The sequence below is a fragment of the Streptomyces solincola genome (genome assembly GCF_002982015.1).
GTDB classification, from domain to species: Bacteria; Actinomycetota; Actinomycetes; order Streptomycetales; family Streptomycetaceae; genus Streptomyces; species Streptomyces solincola.
On the sequence record NZ_PVLV01000135.1, the window covers coordinates 1 to 12,441 of the forward strand.

The following is a 12,441-nucleotide window of genomic DNA, read 5'->3' on the forward strand; positions in this document are numbered from 1 at the left end:
GCCGGCGGACCGCCTCGCCGTCGGCGGTGGCGTCCGGGATGTGCCCGGCGCAGCCGAAGCGGGTGGGCAGCCCGGCCAGGTCGGTGTCGTCCTTGACGGCGACCGGCACGCCCAGCAGCGGCAGCCGCTCCCCGGCCAGCAGCCGCCGGTCGGCGTCCTCGGCCTCGGCGAGAGCCTCGTCGGCGCGGACGCAGCGGAAGGCGTTGAGGGTGGGCTGGGCGGCCTCGATGCGTTCCAGGGAGGCGCGGACCAGCTCGGCGGAGGTGGTGTGCCCCTGCGCCAACGACCGCGCCTGGTCGGCGAGTCCGGGAGGTGTGGCGGTGGTGTCGGTCGGCATGGGCCGGAGCCTACCGAGCGGTACTACCGCTGAGTAGGGGGTGGTGGGTCCGGTTCGCCGAGTGCGGCCAGGCCCTCCTGCCAGCGGGTGCGGCGGGCCGACGCGGACTGCTCCCACCAGGGCTCGCCCCGCTCCCCCAGCGCGACCTTGGCGGTGTGCACCCGCGCGCGGGCCGCGCGCTCGGCGACCGGGTCCTCCGCCCGCCGGGCCGCGCCGACCGCGCGCCGGGCCGCCATCAGGTGGGAGCGCAGCTCGGCGGCGGCCTCCTCGGGGACGTCCGGGTCGGTGGCCCGCCAGCGGCGGCCGCCGATGACGACGTACCGCCCGTCCGGCGTGCGCTCCGGCGGCCCGCCGCCCCGCACGGGCGTCAGCGGCCCAGGGCGGGGATGATCTCGGCCCCGTAGGCGTCGATCACCGCCTCCCGGGCGTCGTGCATGGCGTACACGGCGAACTGGTCGACGCCCAGGTCCCGCAGCGCCTTCAGCTTCTCGATGTGCGCGGCGGGCGGGCCGAGGAGGCAGAAGCGGTCCACGATCTCGTCCGGCACGAAGTCGGTGGAGGGGTTCCCGGCACGCCCGTGGTGGCTGTAGTCGTAGCCCTCGCGGGACTTGATGTACGAGGTGAGGGCCTCGGGCACCAGGTCGGAGTGGTCTCCGTAGCGGGACACCAGGTCGGCGACGTGGTTGCCGACCATGCCGCCGAACCAGCGGCACTGGTCGCGGGCGTGGGCGAGGTCCTCCCCCACGTACGCCGGGGCGGCCACGCAGATGGTGAGGGCGTCGGGGTCGCGGCCGGCCTCCTCGGCGGCGGCGCGCACCGCGCGGATCATCCACTCGGTCAGGAACGGGTCGGCCAACTGGAGGATGAAGCCGTCGGCGGTGCGGCCGGCCAGCGCCAGGGCCTTGGGGCCGTAGGCGGCCATCCAGACCGGCAGCCTGCCGTCGCGCACCCAGGGCAGCTTCATGGCCTGGCCGTCGACGGTGGCCTCGCGGCCCTCGGCGAGGTCGCGGATGGCGTCGATGGCCTCACCCAGGCGGGCCAGGGTCGCGGGCCTGCGGCCGGCCACCCGCATCGCGGAGTCGCCCCGGCCGATGCCGCAGACGGTGCGGTTGCCGTACATCTCGTTGAGGGTGGCGAAGGAGGAGGCGGTCACCTCCCAGGTGCGGGTGGAGGGGTTGGTGACCATCGGGCCGACGGTGAGCTTGCGGGTGTGCTCCAGGATGCGGCTGTAGATGGTGAAGGGCTCCTGCCACAGCACACAGGAGTCGAACGTCCAGCCGTAGCGGAAGCCGTTGCGTTCGGCGCGCCGCATCAGGCCGACGACGGCGGAGGCGGGCGGGTCGGTCTGGAGGACGAGTCCGAAGTCCACGCGGCTTCCCTTCAGTCCAGGTACTGGCAGGTGGAGCGGGGTGTGAAGCGGCCGTGCCCGGCACTGCCGGTGTACTGCCGGCCGTCCAGGACGACCCGGCCGCGGGAGAGCACGGTCTCCACCTGCCCGGTGAGGGTGCGGCCCTCGTACGCCGAGTAGTCGACGTTCATGTGGTGGGTCCGCGCCGACAGCACCTGTGCGGTGTGCGGGTCGTAGACGACGATGTCGGCGTCCGCGCCGGGCGCGATGGTGCCCTTCTTCGGGTAGAGGCCGAACATCCGGGCCGGGGTGGCGCAGGCGATCTCGATCCAGCGGCGGCGGGAGATGTGCCCGTCGACGACCGCCTGGTGGAGGAGGTCCATGCGGTTCTCCACCCCGGGCAGGCCGTTGGGGATCTTGGAGAAGTCGCCGCGGCCCAGTTCCTTCTGGCCGGCGAAGCAGAACGGGCAGTGGTCGGTGGAGACCACCTGGAGGTCGTTGCCGCGCAGCCCCCGCCAGAGCGCGGCCTGGTGCTCGCGGGGCCGCAGCGGGGTGGAGCAGACGTACTTGGCGCCCTCGAAGTCCGGCTCGGCGAGGTTGTCGGTGGACAGGAAGAGGTACTGCGGGCAGGTCTCGCCGAAGACCGGCAGCCCCTTGTCGCGGGCGGCGGCGATCTCGGCGACGGCCTCCTCCGCGGAGACGTGCACCACGTACAGCGGCGCGCCCGCCACCCGGGCCAGCTGGATCGCCCGGTGGGTGGCCTCTGCCTCCAGCAGCACCTTGCGGACCTCGCCGTGGTGGCGCGGGTCGCTCTCGCCTCGGGCGAGGGCCTGCTCGACCAGGACGTCGATGGCGATGCCGTTCTCGGCGTGCATCATCACCAGGCCGCCGTTGGCCGCGCCGCGCTGCATGGCCCGCAGGACCTGCCCGTCGTCGGAGTAGAAGACGCCGGGGTAGGCCATGAACAGCTTGAACGAGGTGACCCCCTCGTCGACCAGCAGGTCCATCTCCTTCAACGAGGACTCGTTCACATCGGAGAGGATCATGTGGAAGGCGTAGTCGACGGCGCACCGGCCCTCGGCCTTGGCGTGCCAGGCGTCCAGGCCCTCGCGCAGCGCCCCGCCCCGGGACTGCACCGCGAAGTCGACGATGGTGGTGGTGCCGCCCCAGGCGGCGGCCCGGGTGCCGGTCTCGAAGTCGTCGGAGGCGAAGGTGCCGCCGAACGGCAGCTCCATATGGGTGTGCGCGTCGACGCCGCCGGGGATGACGTAGCGGCCGGTGGCGTCGATGACGCGCTCGGCGGTCCAGGAGTCGGCCGCCGAACTGCCCTGCGCGGCCAGCGCGGCGACCTTGCCGTCCTCGATGAGGACGTCGGCCCGGGTCTCCTCGGCGGCGGTGATGACGAGGCCGCCCCGGATGAGGACGCGGCCGGTGGTGGGCCGGGATGCGTCGGTGGTGGTCATGGCCGGTGGGTCCCCCTCGATCGGCGGTGCGGCGAGCGGTCGGCAGGTCGGCCGCACTGTGGCGGTGCTGCGGACCGGCGGTATGCCGGTCGGCCTGTGGCGGTCAGCAGACGGAGCGCAGGGCGTGCTCCAGGATGTCCGCGCCCTCGGCGGCCTCGGCCGCGGTGAGGGTGAGCGGCGGGGCGATCCGCAGCGCGCTGGTGTCGTGGCCGCCGCCCTTGCCGATGAGCAGGCCGCCCGCGCGGGCGGCCTCCAGCACGGCCGCGGCGGCCTCCGGGTCGGCCTGGTCGGTGCCGGGGCGGACCAGCTCGACGCCGATCATCAGTCCGCGGCCGCGGACCTCGCGCACCCGGGACAGGCCGGCGGTGGCGGCGCGCAGCCGCTCGATCAGCAGTCCCCCGACCCGACGGGCGTTGCCCTGGAGGTCGTGCTCCAGCAGATAGGCGAGGTTGGCGAGGCCGGCGGCCATGGTGATCGGCGAGCCGCCGAAGGTGGAGATGGAGTTGGCGGTGATGCCGTTCATGATCTCGGCGCGGCCGACGACGCCGCCGATGGACATGCCGTTGCCGATGCCCTTGGCGAAGGTCAGCAGGTCCGGCGGACCGCTCGCGCCGTGCGCCTGCCAGCCCCAGAAGTGCTCGCCGGTGCGGCCCCAGCCGGTCTGCACCTCGTCGGCGATCCACAGCGCCCCGCGCGCGGCCAGCACGTCGCAGAAGGCGGCGTACAGCCCGTCCGGCGGGGAGGTGAACCCGCCGACGCCCTGCACCGGCTCGGCGATCAGCGCGGCGACGTCCCCGGTGTGGCCGAGGAGGTCGGTGAGGTCCGCGACGCAGGCGGCGGTGAACTCGGCGTCGGACAGGTGCGCGTACGGCCCCCGGGTGCGCACGGCCCCGTGCACGTAGAGGGTTTGCAGCGGGGAGAGCGTGGTGGGCGACCAGGCGCGGTTGCCGGTGATGGAGACGGTGGAGAAGGAGCGGCCGTGGTAGCTGTTGCGCATGGCCAGGATCTGGTTGGAGCGGCGGTGCGCGGTGGCCAGCAGCAGCGCGGTGTCGTTGGCCTCGGTGCCGGAGGTGGTGAAGAAGACCCGGGCGTCGGGGATGCCGGAGAGGGCGGCGATCCGCTCGGCCAGCTCCACCATGGGGCGGTTCAGGTAGAGCGTGGAGGAGTGGATGATCCGGCCGGCCTGCTCGCTGACCGCCCGGGTGACCTCGGGCAGCGCGTGCGCGGTCATGGTGGTGAGGATGCCGCCGAAGAAGTCCAGGTAGCGGTTGCCGTCGGCGTCGAAGACGTGCCGGCCCTCGCCGCGGGTGATCTCGACGGGGTCGCGGTAGTAGAGGGCGACCCAGTCGGGGATGACGGCCTGGTGCCGCTTGAGCAGGTCGTTCACGGCAGGGTCAGCTCCTCGTACGCGTCGGGGCGGCGGTCCCGGTAGAACGCCCACTGCCGGCGCACCTCGTCGATCAGGTCGAAGTCCAGGTCGCGGACGAGGAGTTCCTCCTCCTTGTCGGAGGCGAGGTCGCCGACGAACTGTCCGCGCGGGTCCACGAAGTAGCTGGTGCCGTAGAAGTCGTTGTCGCCGTACTCCTCGCGGCCGACCCGGTTGATCGCGGCGACGAAGTACTCGTTGGCGACGGCGGCGGCGGGCTGCTCCAGTTGCCACAGGTGGGCGGAGAGGCCCCGGTGGGTGGCGGAGGGGTTGTAGACCAACTGCGCGCCGGCCAGGCCGAGCTGCCGCCAGCCCTCCGGGAAGTGCCGGTCGTAGCAGATGTAGACCCCGACCCGGCCGACCGCCGTCTCGAAGACCGGCCAGCCGACGTTGCCGGGCCGGAAGTAGAACTTCTCCCAGAAGCCCTTGACCTGCGGGATGTGGTGCTTGCGGTACTTGCCGAGGTATGAGCCGTCGGCGTCGATGACGGCCGCGGTGTTGTAGTAGAAGCCCGGCCCCTCGATCTCGAAGACCGGGACGACGATCACCATGCCGGTCTCCCGGGCCAGCTCCCGCATCCGCGTGACGGTGGGCCCGTCCGGGACCGGTTCGGCCCAGCGGTAGTGCTCGGGCTCCTGCACCTGGCAGAAGTACGGGGCGTTGAAGACCTCCTGGAAGCCGATGATCCCGGCTCCCTGGCGGGCCGCCTCGCGGGCGTGCTCCTCGTGCTTGGCGATCATGGACTCGGTGTCGCCGGTCCAGGTCGCCTGGACCAGCGCTGCGCGCACGGAATGGGACATGGCCTGCTCCTTCGCGACGTGCGTCGGCAAGCTCTACGCCCGTAGAGGCGGTGCGTAGGTAGCGAACGTAAGCCTCGTCACATGCGGGAGCAAGACCGCCGCCGTGAAGCGACGGAGTCGATCAAGTTTCATACCCGAGTGGTCCACATCGGGCCGAAGCGTTCCCAGGGTGTGCTCACCGGCGCGCCGGACCGGCCACCCGCGGGGCGGGCACCAGGTCGCGCCCCCGCACCGGGGGCCCCGGCCGGTCGCCGCGGCTGCGGGGACGGCGGCCGGACGCGGCGGAGGAGCGGGGACGCAGACGGGGGCCTGGTCGTTCGGGACGCGGGCCGGGGGACGGCCCCGCCGCCGTCCGCACTCCCGGCCTCCGGCGCAACCGGCATGAGGCAGGGGGCCCGCGGCCGTGTCGCGCCCGGGCTAGTTCGGCTCTTCCGCCGTGAGCCGCACCGCGATGCCGGTGTGCGGGCGCTTGCCGCGCCGGAAGACCGTCGCCGGGACGTCCACCAGCCAGAACTGCCAGGTGTACTTCCGCGACAGCAGCCCGCGTACCCGCTTCAGCTCGGCGGCGTCCTGGAGCAGCCGGGCCATCCCCTCGGCGCGGGGCGCGCCCTCGGGGACGTTGCCGCGCACGTCGCAGGGCGCGACGAGCACCCGCTGGTCGCGGCGGAGCCGCTTGACCTTCCAGGCGTCGGAGCGGGTCCAGACGACGAGTTCGCCGCCGTCGATCGCGTACCAGACCGGCGTGGCGACGCCCGTCCCGTCCTTGCGGAAGGTGGTCAGGCTGAGGTAGCGGCCGCGCCGCAGCGTCTCGGGAATCACGGGGCCGAGCCTACGCCGGAGGACCTGGGTGTCAGACGGCTCCGGCTGGAAGGAGGGCGCAGCGCAGGGCGACGTCGTTCAGCGACAGCCCGAGGACCTCGGCGAGCGCGGCGACGGTGAAGAACGCCGGGGTGGGTGCCCTGCCGGTCTCGATCTTGCGCAGGGTCTCCGGGGAGAGTCCGGCGGCGGCGGCGACCTCGGCCATGCTGCGCGGGCCGCGGGCTTCGCGGAGCAGCGCGCCGAGGCGTTCGCCGCGTTCGCGCTCCTCGGGCGTCAGTGGGGTTCGGACCATGCGCCCAGTCTACGGTCACGATCCCGATTCTTATACCGGTATAGTAATTGGCATGATCGGTATCAAGGACGAGGCCGCACTCGCGGCGATGCGGGCGGCCGGCGCGGTCGTCGCCGACGCGCTGGCGGCGGTACGGGAACACGCGGCGCCCGGGGTGGCGCTGCGGACCCTGGACGAGGTGGCGCGGGAGGTGCTGGACAAGGCCGGGGCCGGGTCGCCGTTCCTCGGCTACCGCCCGGACTGGGCGCCGGTGCCGTTCCCCGCGGTGGTCTGCCTGTCCGTCAACGACACGGTAGTGCACGGCGTCCCGGGTGAGACCCGGCTGCGCGACGGCGACCTGCTGAGCGCGGACTGCGGGGCGGTGCTGGACGGCTGGGTGGGCGACAGCGCGATCAGCTTCACCGTGGGGCGGAGCGCCGCCCCGGCGGACACCCGGCTGATCGCCACCGCCTACGAGGCGCTGGCGGCGGGCATCGCGGCCGCGGTGCCCGGCAACCGGGTCGGCGACATCGCGCACGCGGTGGGCTCGGTCTGCCGGGACGCCGGCTACGGCATCCTCCAGGGCGTCGGCGGCCACGGGGTGGGCCGCTCGATGCACGAGGACCCGGCGGTGCCGAACGAGGGGCGGCCCGGGCGCGGGGTGCGGCTGCGCCCCGGGATGGTGCTGGCGATCGAGCCGATCCTGCTGGGCGGCGGCCAGGACGACTGCGGCACCGGGCCGGACGGCTGGACGGTGCGCACGCTGGACGGCAGCCGGGCGGCCCACGTGGAGCACACCGTCGCCGTGACGGACGACGGCCCGCGGATCCTGACGGCCCCTCGGGAGACCGCCGGCTGACGCCGGACCGCCCCCGCCCCCGCGCCGAGGCGGGGACGGGGGCGGTGACGGAGACCGGGAGGGGTCTCAGCGGCCGGCCGGGCGGACCACCATCGCCGAGCCGCCGCCGCGGCGGACCTTCTCGGCGGCGGCGAGCCAGCGGCCGTCGGGCAGGCGCTGGACGCCGGTGGCCGCGCCGATCTCCGGATTGCGCTTGAAGGCGTGGCCGAGCGCTTCGAGTTCGGCGCGGAGCGGGGAGTCGTACAGGGCGGGCTCCAGCTCCGTGGTGGCGGCGTTGCGCTGGCTGGCGCGGGGCGCGGCGATCGCCTCGACCAGCGGCAGGTCCCGGTCGAGCACACCGGTGAGGGTCTGCAACACGGTGGTGATGATGGTCGCGCCGCCCGGGGAGCCGAGGGCGAGGACCGGCCGGTCGTGGCGGTCCAGCACGATGGTCGGGGAGATGGAGGAGCGCGGCCGCTTGCCGGGGCCGGGGAGGTTCGGGTCGTGCACGGCCGGGTTGGCCGGGGCGAAGGAGAAGTCGGTCAGTTCGTTGTTGAGCAGGAAGCCCCGGCCCGGCACGGTGATGCCGCTGCCGCCGGTGGACTCGATGGTGAGGGTGTAGGCGACGACGTTGCCCCAGCGGTCGGAGGCGGTGAGGTGGGTGGTGTTCTCCCCCTCGTACGTGGTGGGGGCGGCCCGGTCCGCGGTGGCGCACGGCTTGGGGCTGCGCGGGTCGCCGGGGGCGAGCGGGCTGGTCAGCGCCTTGTCGTCGCGGATCAGGCAGGCCCGGGAGTCGGCGAACCGCTGGGAGAGCAGTCCGGCGGTGGGCACGTCCTCGAACGCCGGGTCGCCGACCCAGCGGCCCCGGTCGGCGAACGCGATCCGGCTGGCCTCGATGAAGCGGTGCAGATAGCGGGCCTGGGAGGCGTCCGCGAGGTCGGTGCGCTCCAGGATGTTCAGGGCCTCGCCGACGCTGGTGCCGCCGGAGGAGACCGGGGCCATGCCGTAGACGTCCAGGCCCCGGTAGGAGACCTTGGTGGGCTTGCGGCGGACGGTGTCGTACGCGGCGAGGTCACGGGTGGTCAGGTCGCCGGGGCGGACCTTGCGGGTGGCGCCCTCGCGGACCGGCGGTTCCTGCACGGTGTCGACGATGTCGCGGGCCAGCGGGCCCCGGTAGAGGGCGCCGGTACCCTCCCTGCCGAGCTTGGCGTAGGTGCGGGCCAGGTCCGGGTTCTTGAAGGTGGAGCCGACGACGGGCAGTCGGCCGCCGGGCAGGAACAGCTCGGAGCTGGCCGGGAAGTCGCGGAAGCGGGCCTCGTTGGCCTGGGTCTGGGAGCGGAAGGTGGCGTCCACCGTGAAGCCATCGCGGGCGAGCCGTTCGGCGGGCTTGAGCAGCTCGCGCAGGGACCTGCTGCCCCAGGCGTCGAGCGCGGAGTCCCAGGTGGCGGGCGTGCCGGGGGTGCCGACGCCCAGTCCGCTGGTGACGCCCTCCTCGAACGGGATGGCCTTGCCGTCCTCCTGGAAGAGCTTCGCGTCGGCGGAGCGCGGGGCGGTCTCGCGGCCGTCGATGGTGTGCACCTTGCGGGACCCGGCGTCGTAGTAGACGAAGAAGCCGCCGCCGCCGATGCCGGCCGAGTAGGGCTCGGTGACGCCGAGCGCGGCCGCGGTCGCCACCGCCGCGTCCACCGCGTTGCCGCCGCGGCGCAGCACCTCGATGCCGGCGGCGGAGGCGTCCGGGTCGACGCTGGCGACCGCGCCTCCGTAGCCGACCGCCTCCGGCGTCTTGGCCGGTGCGGCCGGCCGCCGGTCGGCGGACTTCGCCGGCGGGTCGGCCGACGGCGCGGCGGACGGCGCGGCGACCGCCGACGAGGTGAGGACCGCGGCGGCGACGGCGGCGATGGCGACGCCCTGTGCCCTCCTGGTCCGGCGAACCTGACGTACCTGAGTGCGACGCACGTGTACCTCCAGTCAACGGCCGTCCGCGCAGCGTAACTTCGGCGCGGGCGCCTCGCCAGGACCGGCTCGGCGGCAAGCCCCTCCGCCCGCCGTCCGGCGGTTCGTGTGCGGCCCGTCTGCCCGCCGCCCGGCGGCTCATGTGCGGCGGGGCCGCGCGGTCCCGTGGCGGCGGTGGGGTGAACGGGACACCGGGCGCACCGGGGTGCGAGGCATCTCACAGCGCCCGTCCGGGAGGATTCCGGGGCAAAGAGGCAACCCGCGACCGCTTCCCGCCCTCTCCCCTGGGGACGACGACCGCCCGACGGAGGTTCCCGTGACGACCCCTGCCCGCCCCGCGCGCTCCTCTCTCTCCCGGGGCGCCGCCGCCGTGGTGCTCGGCTGCACCGCGGTGCTCGCCACCTCAGCGCTGTCCGCCTGCTCGGGCGGCTCGGGCGCGCGGGCGGACGACGGGCGGGGCGAGGCGCCGCCGGCCGCCCGGATCTCGGTCAGCCTCTCCGGTACGCGGGCGCAGGCCGGCCGTCCGGTGACAGTCGAGCTGGCCGAGGGCGCCCTGAAGCGGGTCACCGTGCGGGACTCCGAGGGCGGCACGCTGGACGGGGCGGTGTCGCCGGACGGCCGGACCTGGACGTCCACCCGCCCGGCGGCGCCCGGCACCTCGTACACCGTGGAGGCCCGGGACGACCGCGGCGGCCGGGCGGAGCAGCGCTTCGGCACCGCGGAGGCGGAGAAGGTCAACAAGCTGACGCTGGCGCCGGGCAAGAACGCCACTGTCGGCATCGGCCAGCCGCTGTCGCTGGTGTTCGACCACCCGGTGAAGGACAAGGCGGCGGTCGAGCGCCGGCTGAAGGTCACCACCTCCAACGGCACCACCGGCTCCTGGGGGTGGATCACCGACTACTCGGGGCGGGACCGGGTGGACTGGCGGCCGAAGACGTACTGGAAGCCGGGCACCCGGGCCACCCTGAAGGCCGAGCTGAACGGCGTGGACTCCGGCGGCGAGGGCGGCTTCTTCGTCCGCGACTACACCACCACCATGACGGTGGGCCGCAACCAGGTGGTGCGGGTGGACCTGGACGCCCACCGGCTGACGCTGCTGCGGGACGGCGAGGAGGTCCGTTCGGTGCCCGTCTCCGGAGGCACGCCCGGCGGCGACAAGCGCTCCTGGGGCGGCACCTCGGTGCTGATGGCCAAGGAGGGCACCGTCAACATGCGCTCCGAGACGGTCGGCCTCGGGGACGCGTACGACAAGATGGTCGACTCCTCGATGCGGCTGACGTGGTCCGGGATGTACGCGCACGCCGCGCCGTGGAACGCCGCCTTCCTGGGGCGGGTCAACCACAGCTCCGGGTGCGTCGGGATGAGCTCCGAGGACGCCGCCTGGGTGTACGCGCAGACGCAGCAGGGCGACCCGTTCGAGGTGTCCGGCGCGGACACCAAGGGCGCGCCGGAGGCGGGCAACGGCTACGGCGAGTGGAATCTGAGCTGGGCCGACTGGCAGACCCGCAGCGCGCTGAGCTGACACCCGCCGCGCGGGCGGGCGACCCGTGATCGTTACCGGTGCGTGACGTACCGACCGGTTACCTCCGGTAAGCCGCCCATGGTTACCTGCGGTTCACCTTTCAAGTGACTGGGGAGTAACCGTGGGACAGCCGCTCACAGCCCTGCGCAGCACCACCTCCGCCGCCGCCTGCACCGCCCTGCTGGCCGGCACCGCCCTCGCCCTCGCCCCCTCCGCCGCCACCGCCGCCCCGGCCGCCGCCTCCGTGCCCGGGGTGCGGTTCATGGACATCCCCGGCGACGGCGGCACCATCCTCAAGGCCAACGTCGCCACCCCGCCCGGCGCCCAGGCCGGCGACCGCCACCCGGTGGTCGTGCTGCCCACGAGCTGGGCCCTGCCGCAGATCGAGTACGCCGCCCAGGCCGCCAGGCTCGCCGCCGACGGCTATGTGGTGGTCAGCTACAACTCGCGCGGCTTCTGGCAGTCCGGCGGCGACATCGAGGTCGCCGGCCCGCCGGACGTCGCCGACGCCTCCCGGGTCATCGACTGGGCGCTGGCCAACACCCCCGCCGACCCCGACCGCGTCGGCATGGCCGGCGTCAGCTACGGCGCCGGGATCAGCCTGCTCGCCGCTGCCCACGACAAGCGGGTCAAGGCCGTCGCCGCGCTCAGCGGCTGGGCCGACCTCATCGACTCGATCTACAGCGGCCGCACCCAGCACCTCCAGGCCGCCGCCCTGCTCGGCGGCTCCGCCCAGCTCACCGGGCGGCCCGGGGCCGAGCTCCAGCAGGTGCTCAAGGACTTCCTCGGCTCCAACCTGGACAAGGAGGCCGACATGATCGCCTGGGGCGCCAAGCGCTCCCCGGCCGCCTACCTGGACCGGATCAACGCCAACGGCACCGCCGTGATGCTCGGCAACGCCTGGGGCGACTCCATCTTCCCGCCCAACCAGTACGCCTCCTTCTTCGAGAAGCTGACCGGCCCCAAGCGGCTGGAGTTCCGCCCCGGCGACCACGCCACCGCCGAGGCCACCGGACTGCTCGGGCTGCCCAACGACACCTGGACCAGCACCCGGCGCTGGTTCGACCACCACCTGCGGGGCGAGGCCAACGGCATCGACCGGGAGCAGCCGGTGCAGCTCAAGGCCCGCACCGGCGGCGGTTACGAGGGCTACCCCGACTGGAAGTCGGTCGCCGCCACCGAGCACAAGATCTCCCTCGCCGGACAGCAGAGGATCCGGGGGAACGTCAACTCCGGCGCCGACGGCGGCACCCTGATCCTCTCCAGCGCCCTGGACCAGTTCCTGAAGCTGCCGCCGATGGCGTCCATCCCGCTGCTCCCCCGCCCGTTCACCGCCGTCTGGCAGTCCGAGCGGTACGCCGGCGAGCGGCGGGTGCGAGGCACCGCGAAGCTGCACACCACGCTCACCAGCACCAAGGAGAGCGGCACGATGGTCGCCTACCTGTACGACGTGGGCCCGCTCGGCGTCGGCAAGCTGGTCAGCCACGCCCCGTACACCTTCCACGGCGAGACGCCGGGCCGGCCGGGATGTCGTAGGCCGTGGAGAAAAGCTCCAGGTCGACGGGGAACGGCCGGCCCGGCGTCTCGCCGTGGAAGGTGTACGGGGCGTGGCTGACCAGCTTGCCGACGCCGAGCGGGCCCACGTCGTACAGGTAGGCGACCAT

At 74.0% G+C, this 12,441-nt stretch carries 12 protein-coding genes; 3 read left to right on the forward strand and 9 right to left on the reverse strand.

What is annotated here, in order from left to right; all coding sequences use genetic code 11:
- The 8 genes from C6N75_RS10860 to C6N75_RS10895 all read right to left on the reverse strand — a co-directional run.
- The coding region (locus C6N75_RS10860) for an amidase family protein (protein ID WP_258177341.1) at positions 1 to 337 on the reverse strand (337 nt) is incomplete at its 3' end.
- Positions 338 to 360: 23 nt separating this feature from the next.
- Positions 361 to 699, reverse strand: coding sequence for a hypothetical protein (locus C6N75_RS10865; protein ID WP_105868663.1), 339 nt, complete (start codon positions 697 to 699; stop codon positions 361 to 363).
- Between the two features lie 5 nt (positions 700 to 704).
- On the reverse strand, positions 705 to 1,706 hold the full coding sequence (locus tag C6N75_RS10870; RefSeq protein WP_105868664.1) for a TIGR03842 family LLM class F420-dependent oxidoreductase: 1,002 nt from the start codon (positions 1,704 to 1,706) through the stop codon (positions 705 to 707).
- Positions 1,707 to 1,717: 11 nt separating this feature from the next.
- A complete protein-coding gene (gene hydA / locus C6N75_RS10875; RefSeq protein ID WP_105868665.1) occupies positions 1,718 to 3,148 on the reverse strand; it encodes a dihydropyrimidinase in 1,431 nt (476 codons plus the stop codon).
- A gap of 103 nt (positions 3,149 to 3,251) precedes the next feature.
- Positions 3,252 to 4,535, reverse strand: a complete 1,284-nt coding sequence (locus C6N75_RS10880) for an aspartate aminotransferase family protein (RefSeq protein ID WP_105868666.1) — start codon at positions 4,533 to 4,535, stop codon at positions 3,252 to 3,254.
- On the reverse strand, positions 4,532 to 5,374 hold the full coding sequence (locus C6N75_RS10885) for a nitrilase-related carbon-nitrogen hydrolase (protein ID WP_105868667.1): 843 nt from the start codon (positions 5,372 to 5,374) through the stop codon (positions 4,532 to 4,534). The genes C6N75_RS10880 and C6N75_RS10885 overlap by 4 nt, the downstream gene beginning before the upstream one ends.
- Before the next feature lie 417 nt (positions 5,375 to 5,791).
- Positions 5,792 to 6,193 carry a PPOX class F420-dependent oxidoreductase gene (locus tag C6N75_RS10890; protein WP_105868668.1) on the reverse strand — a complete coding sequence of 134 codons (402 nt, stop codon included), beginning with the start codon at positions 6,191 to 6,193 and terminating at the stop codon, positions 5,792 to 5,794.
- Between the two features lie 31 nt (positions 6,194 to 6,224).
- A complete protein-coding gene (locus C6N75_RS10895; RefSeq protein WP_105868669.1) occupies positions 6,225 to 6,485 on the reverse strand; it encodes a helix-turn-helix domain-containing protein in 261 nt (86 codons plus the stop codon).
- A gap of 52 nt (positions 6,486 to 6,537) precedes the next feature.
- On the opposite strand from C6N75_RS10895, the gene map reads away from it, so the two are divergent.
- Entirely contained in the window at positions 6,538 to 7,323 is a 786-nt protein-coding gene (gene map, locus C6N75_RS10900; protein ID WP_105868670.1) for a type I methionyl aminopeptidase, read from the forward strand.
- 66 nt (positions 7,324 to 7,389) lie between these two features.
- Here map and ggt read toward each other — a convergent pair whose 3' ends face one another.
- On the reverse strand, positions 7,390 to 9,258 hold the full coding sequence (gene ggt / locus C6N75_RS10905) for a gamma-glutamyltransferase (protein WP_258177342.1): 1,869 nt from the start codon (positions 9,256 to 9,258) through the stop codon (positions 7,390 to 7,392).
- 313 nt (positions 9,259 to 9,571) lie between these two features.
- Here ggt and C6N75_RS10910 point away from each other — a divergent pair, with 313 nt between their 5' ends.
- Both C6N75_RS10910 and C6N75_RS10915 read left to right on the forward strand, forming a co-directional pair.
- A complete protein-coding gene (locus tag C6N75_RS10910) occupies positions 9,572 to 10,777 on the forward strand; it encodes a L,D-transpeptidase (RefSeq protein WP_105868671.1) in 1,206 nt (401 codons plus the stop codon).
- 121 nt (positions 10,778 to 10,898) lie between these two features.
- The gene (locus C6N75_RS10915) at positions 10,899 to 12,392 is read left to right on the forward strand and encodes a CocE/NonD family hydrolase (RefSeq protein ID WP_105868672.1); all 1,494 of its coding nucleotides are present in this window, start codon (positions 10,899 to 10,901) and stop codon (positions 12,390 to 12,392) included.
- The last annotated feature ends 49 nt before the right edge of the window (positions 12,393 to 12,441 follow it).

Excerpts from the sequence above, each read along its gene's own strand:
- hydA (WP_105868665.1), bottom strand. The coding sequence starts at position 3,148 with ATGACCACCACCGACGCATCCCGGCCCACCACCGGCCGCGTCCTCATC.
- C6N75_RS10885 (WP_105868667.1), bottom strand. The coding sequence starts at position 5,374 with ATGTCCCATTCCGTGCGCGCAGCGCTGGTCCAGGCGACCTGGACCGGC.
- C6N75_RS10895 (WP_105868669.1), bottom strand. The coding sequence starts at position 6,485 with ATGGTCCGAACCCCACTGACGCCCGAGGAGCGCGAACGCGGCGAACGC.
- map (WP_105868670.1), top strand. The coding sequence starts at position 6,538 with ATGATCGGTATCAAGGACGAGGCCGCACTCGCGGCGATGCGGGCGGCC.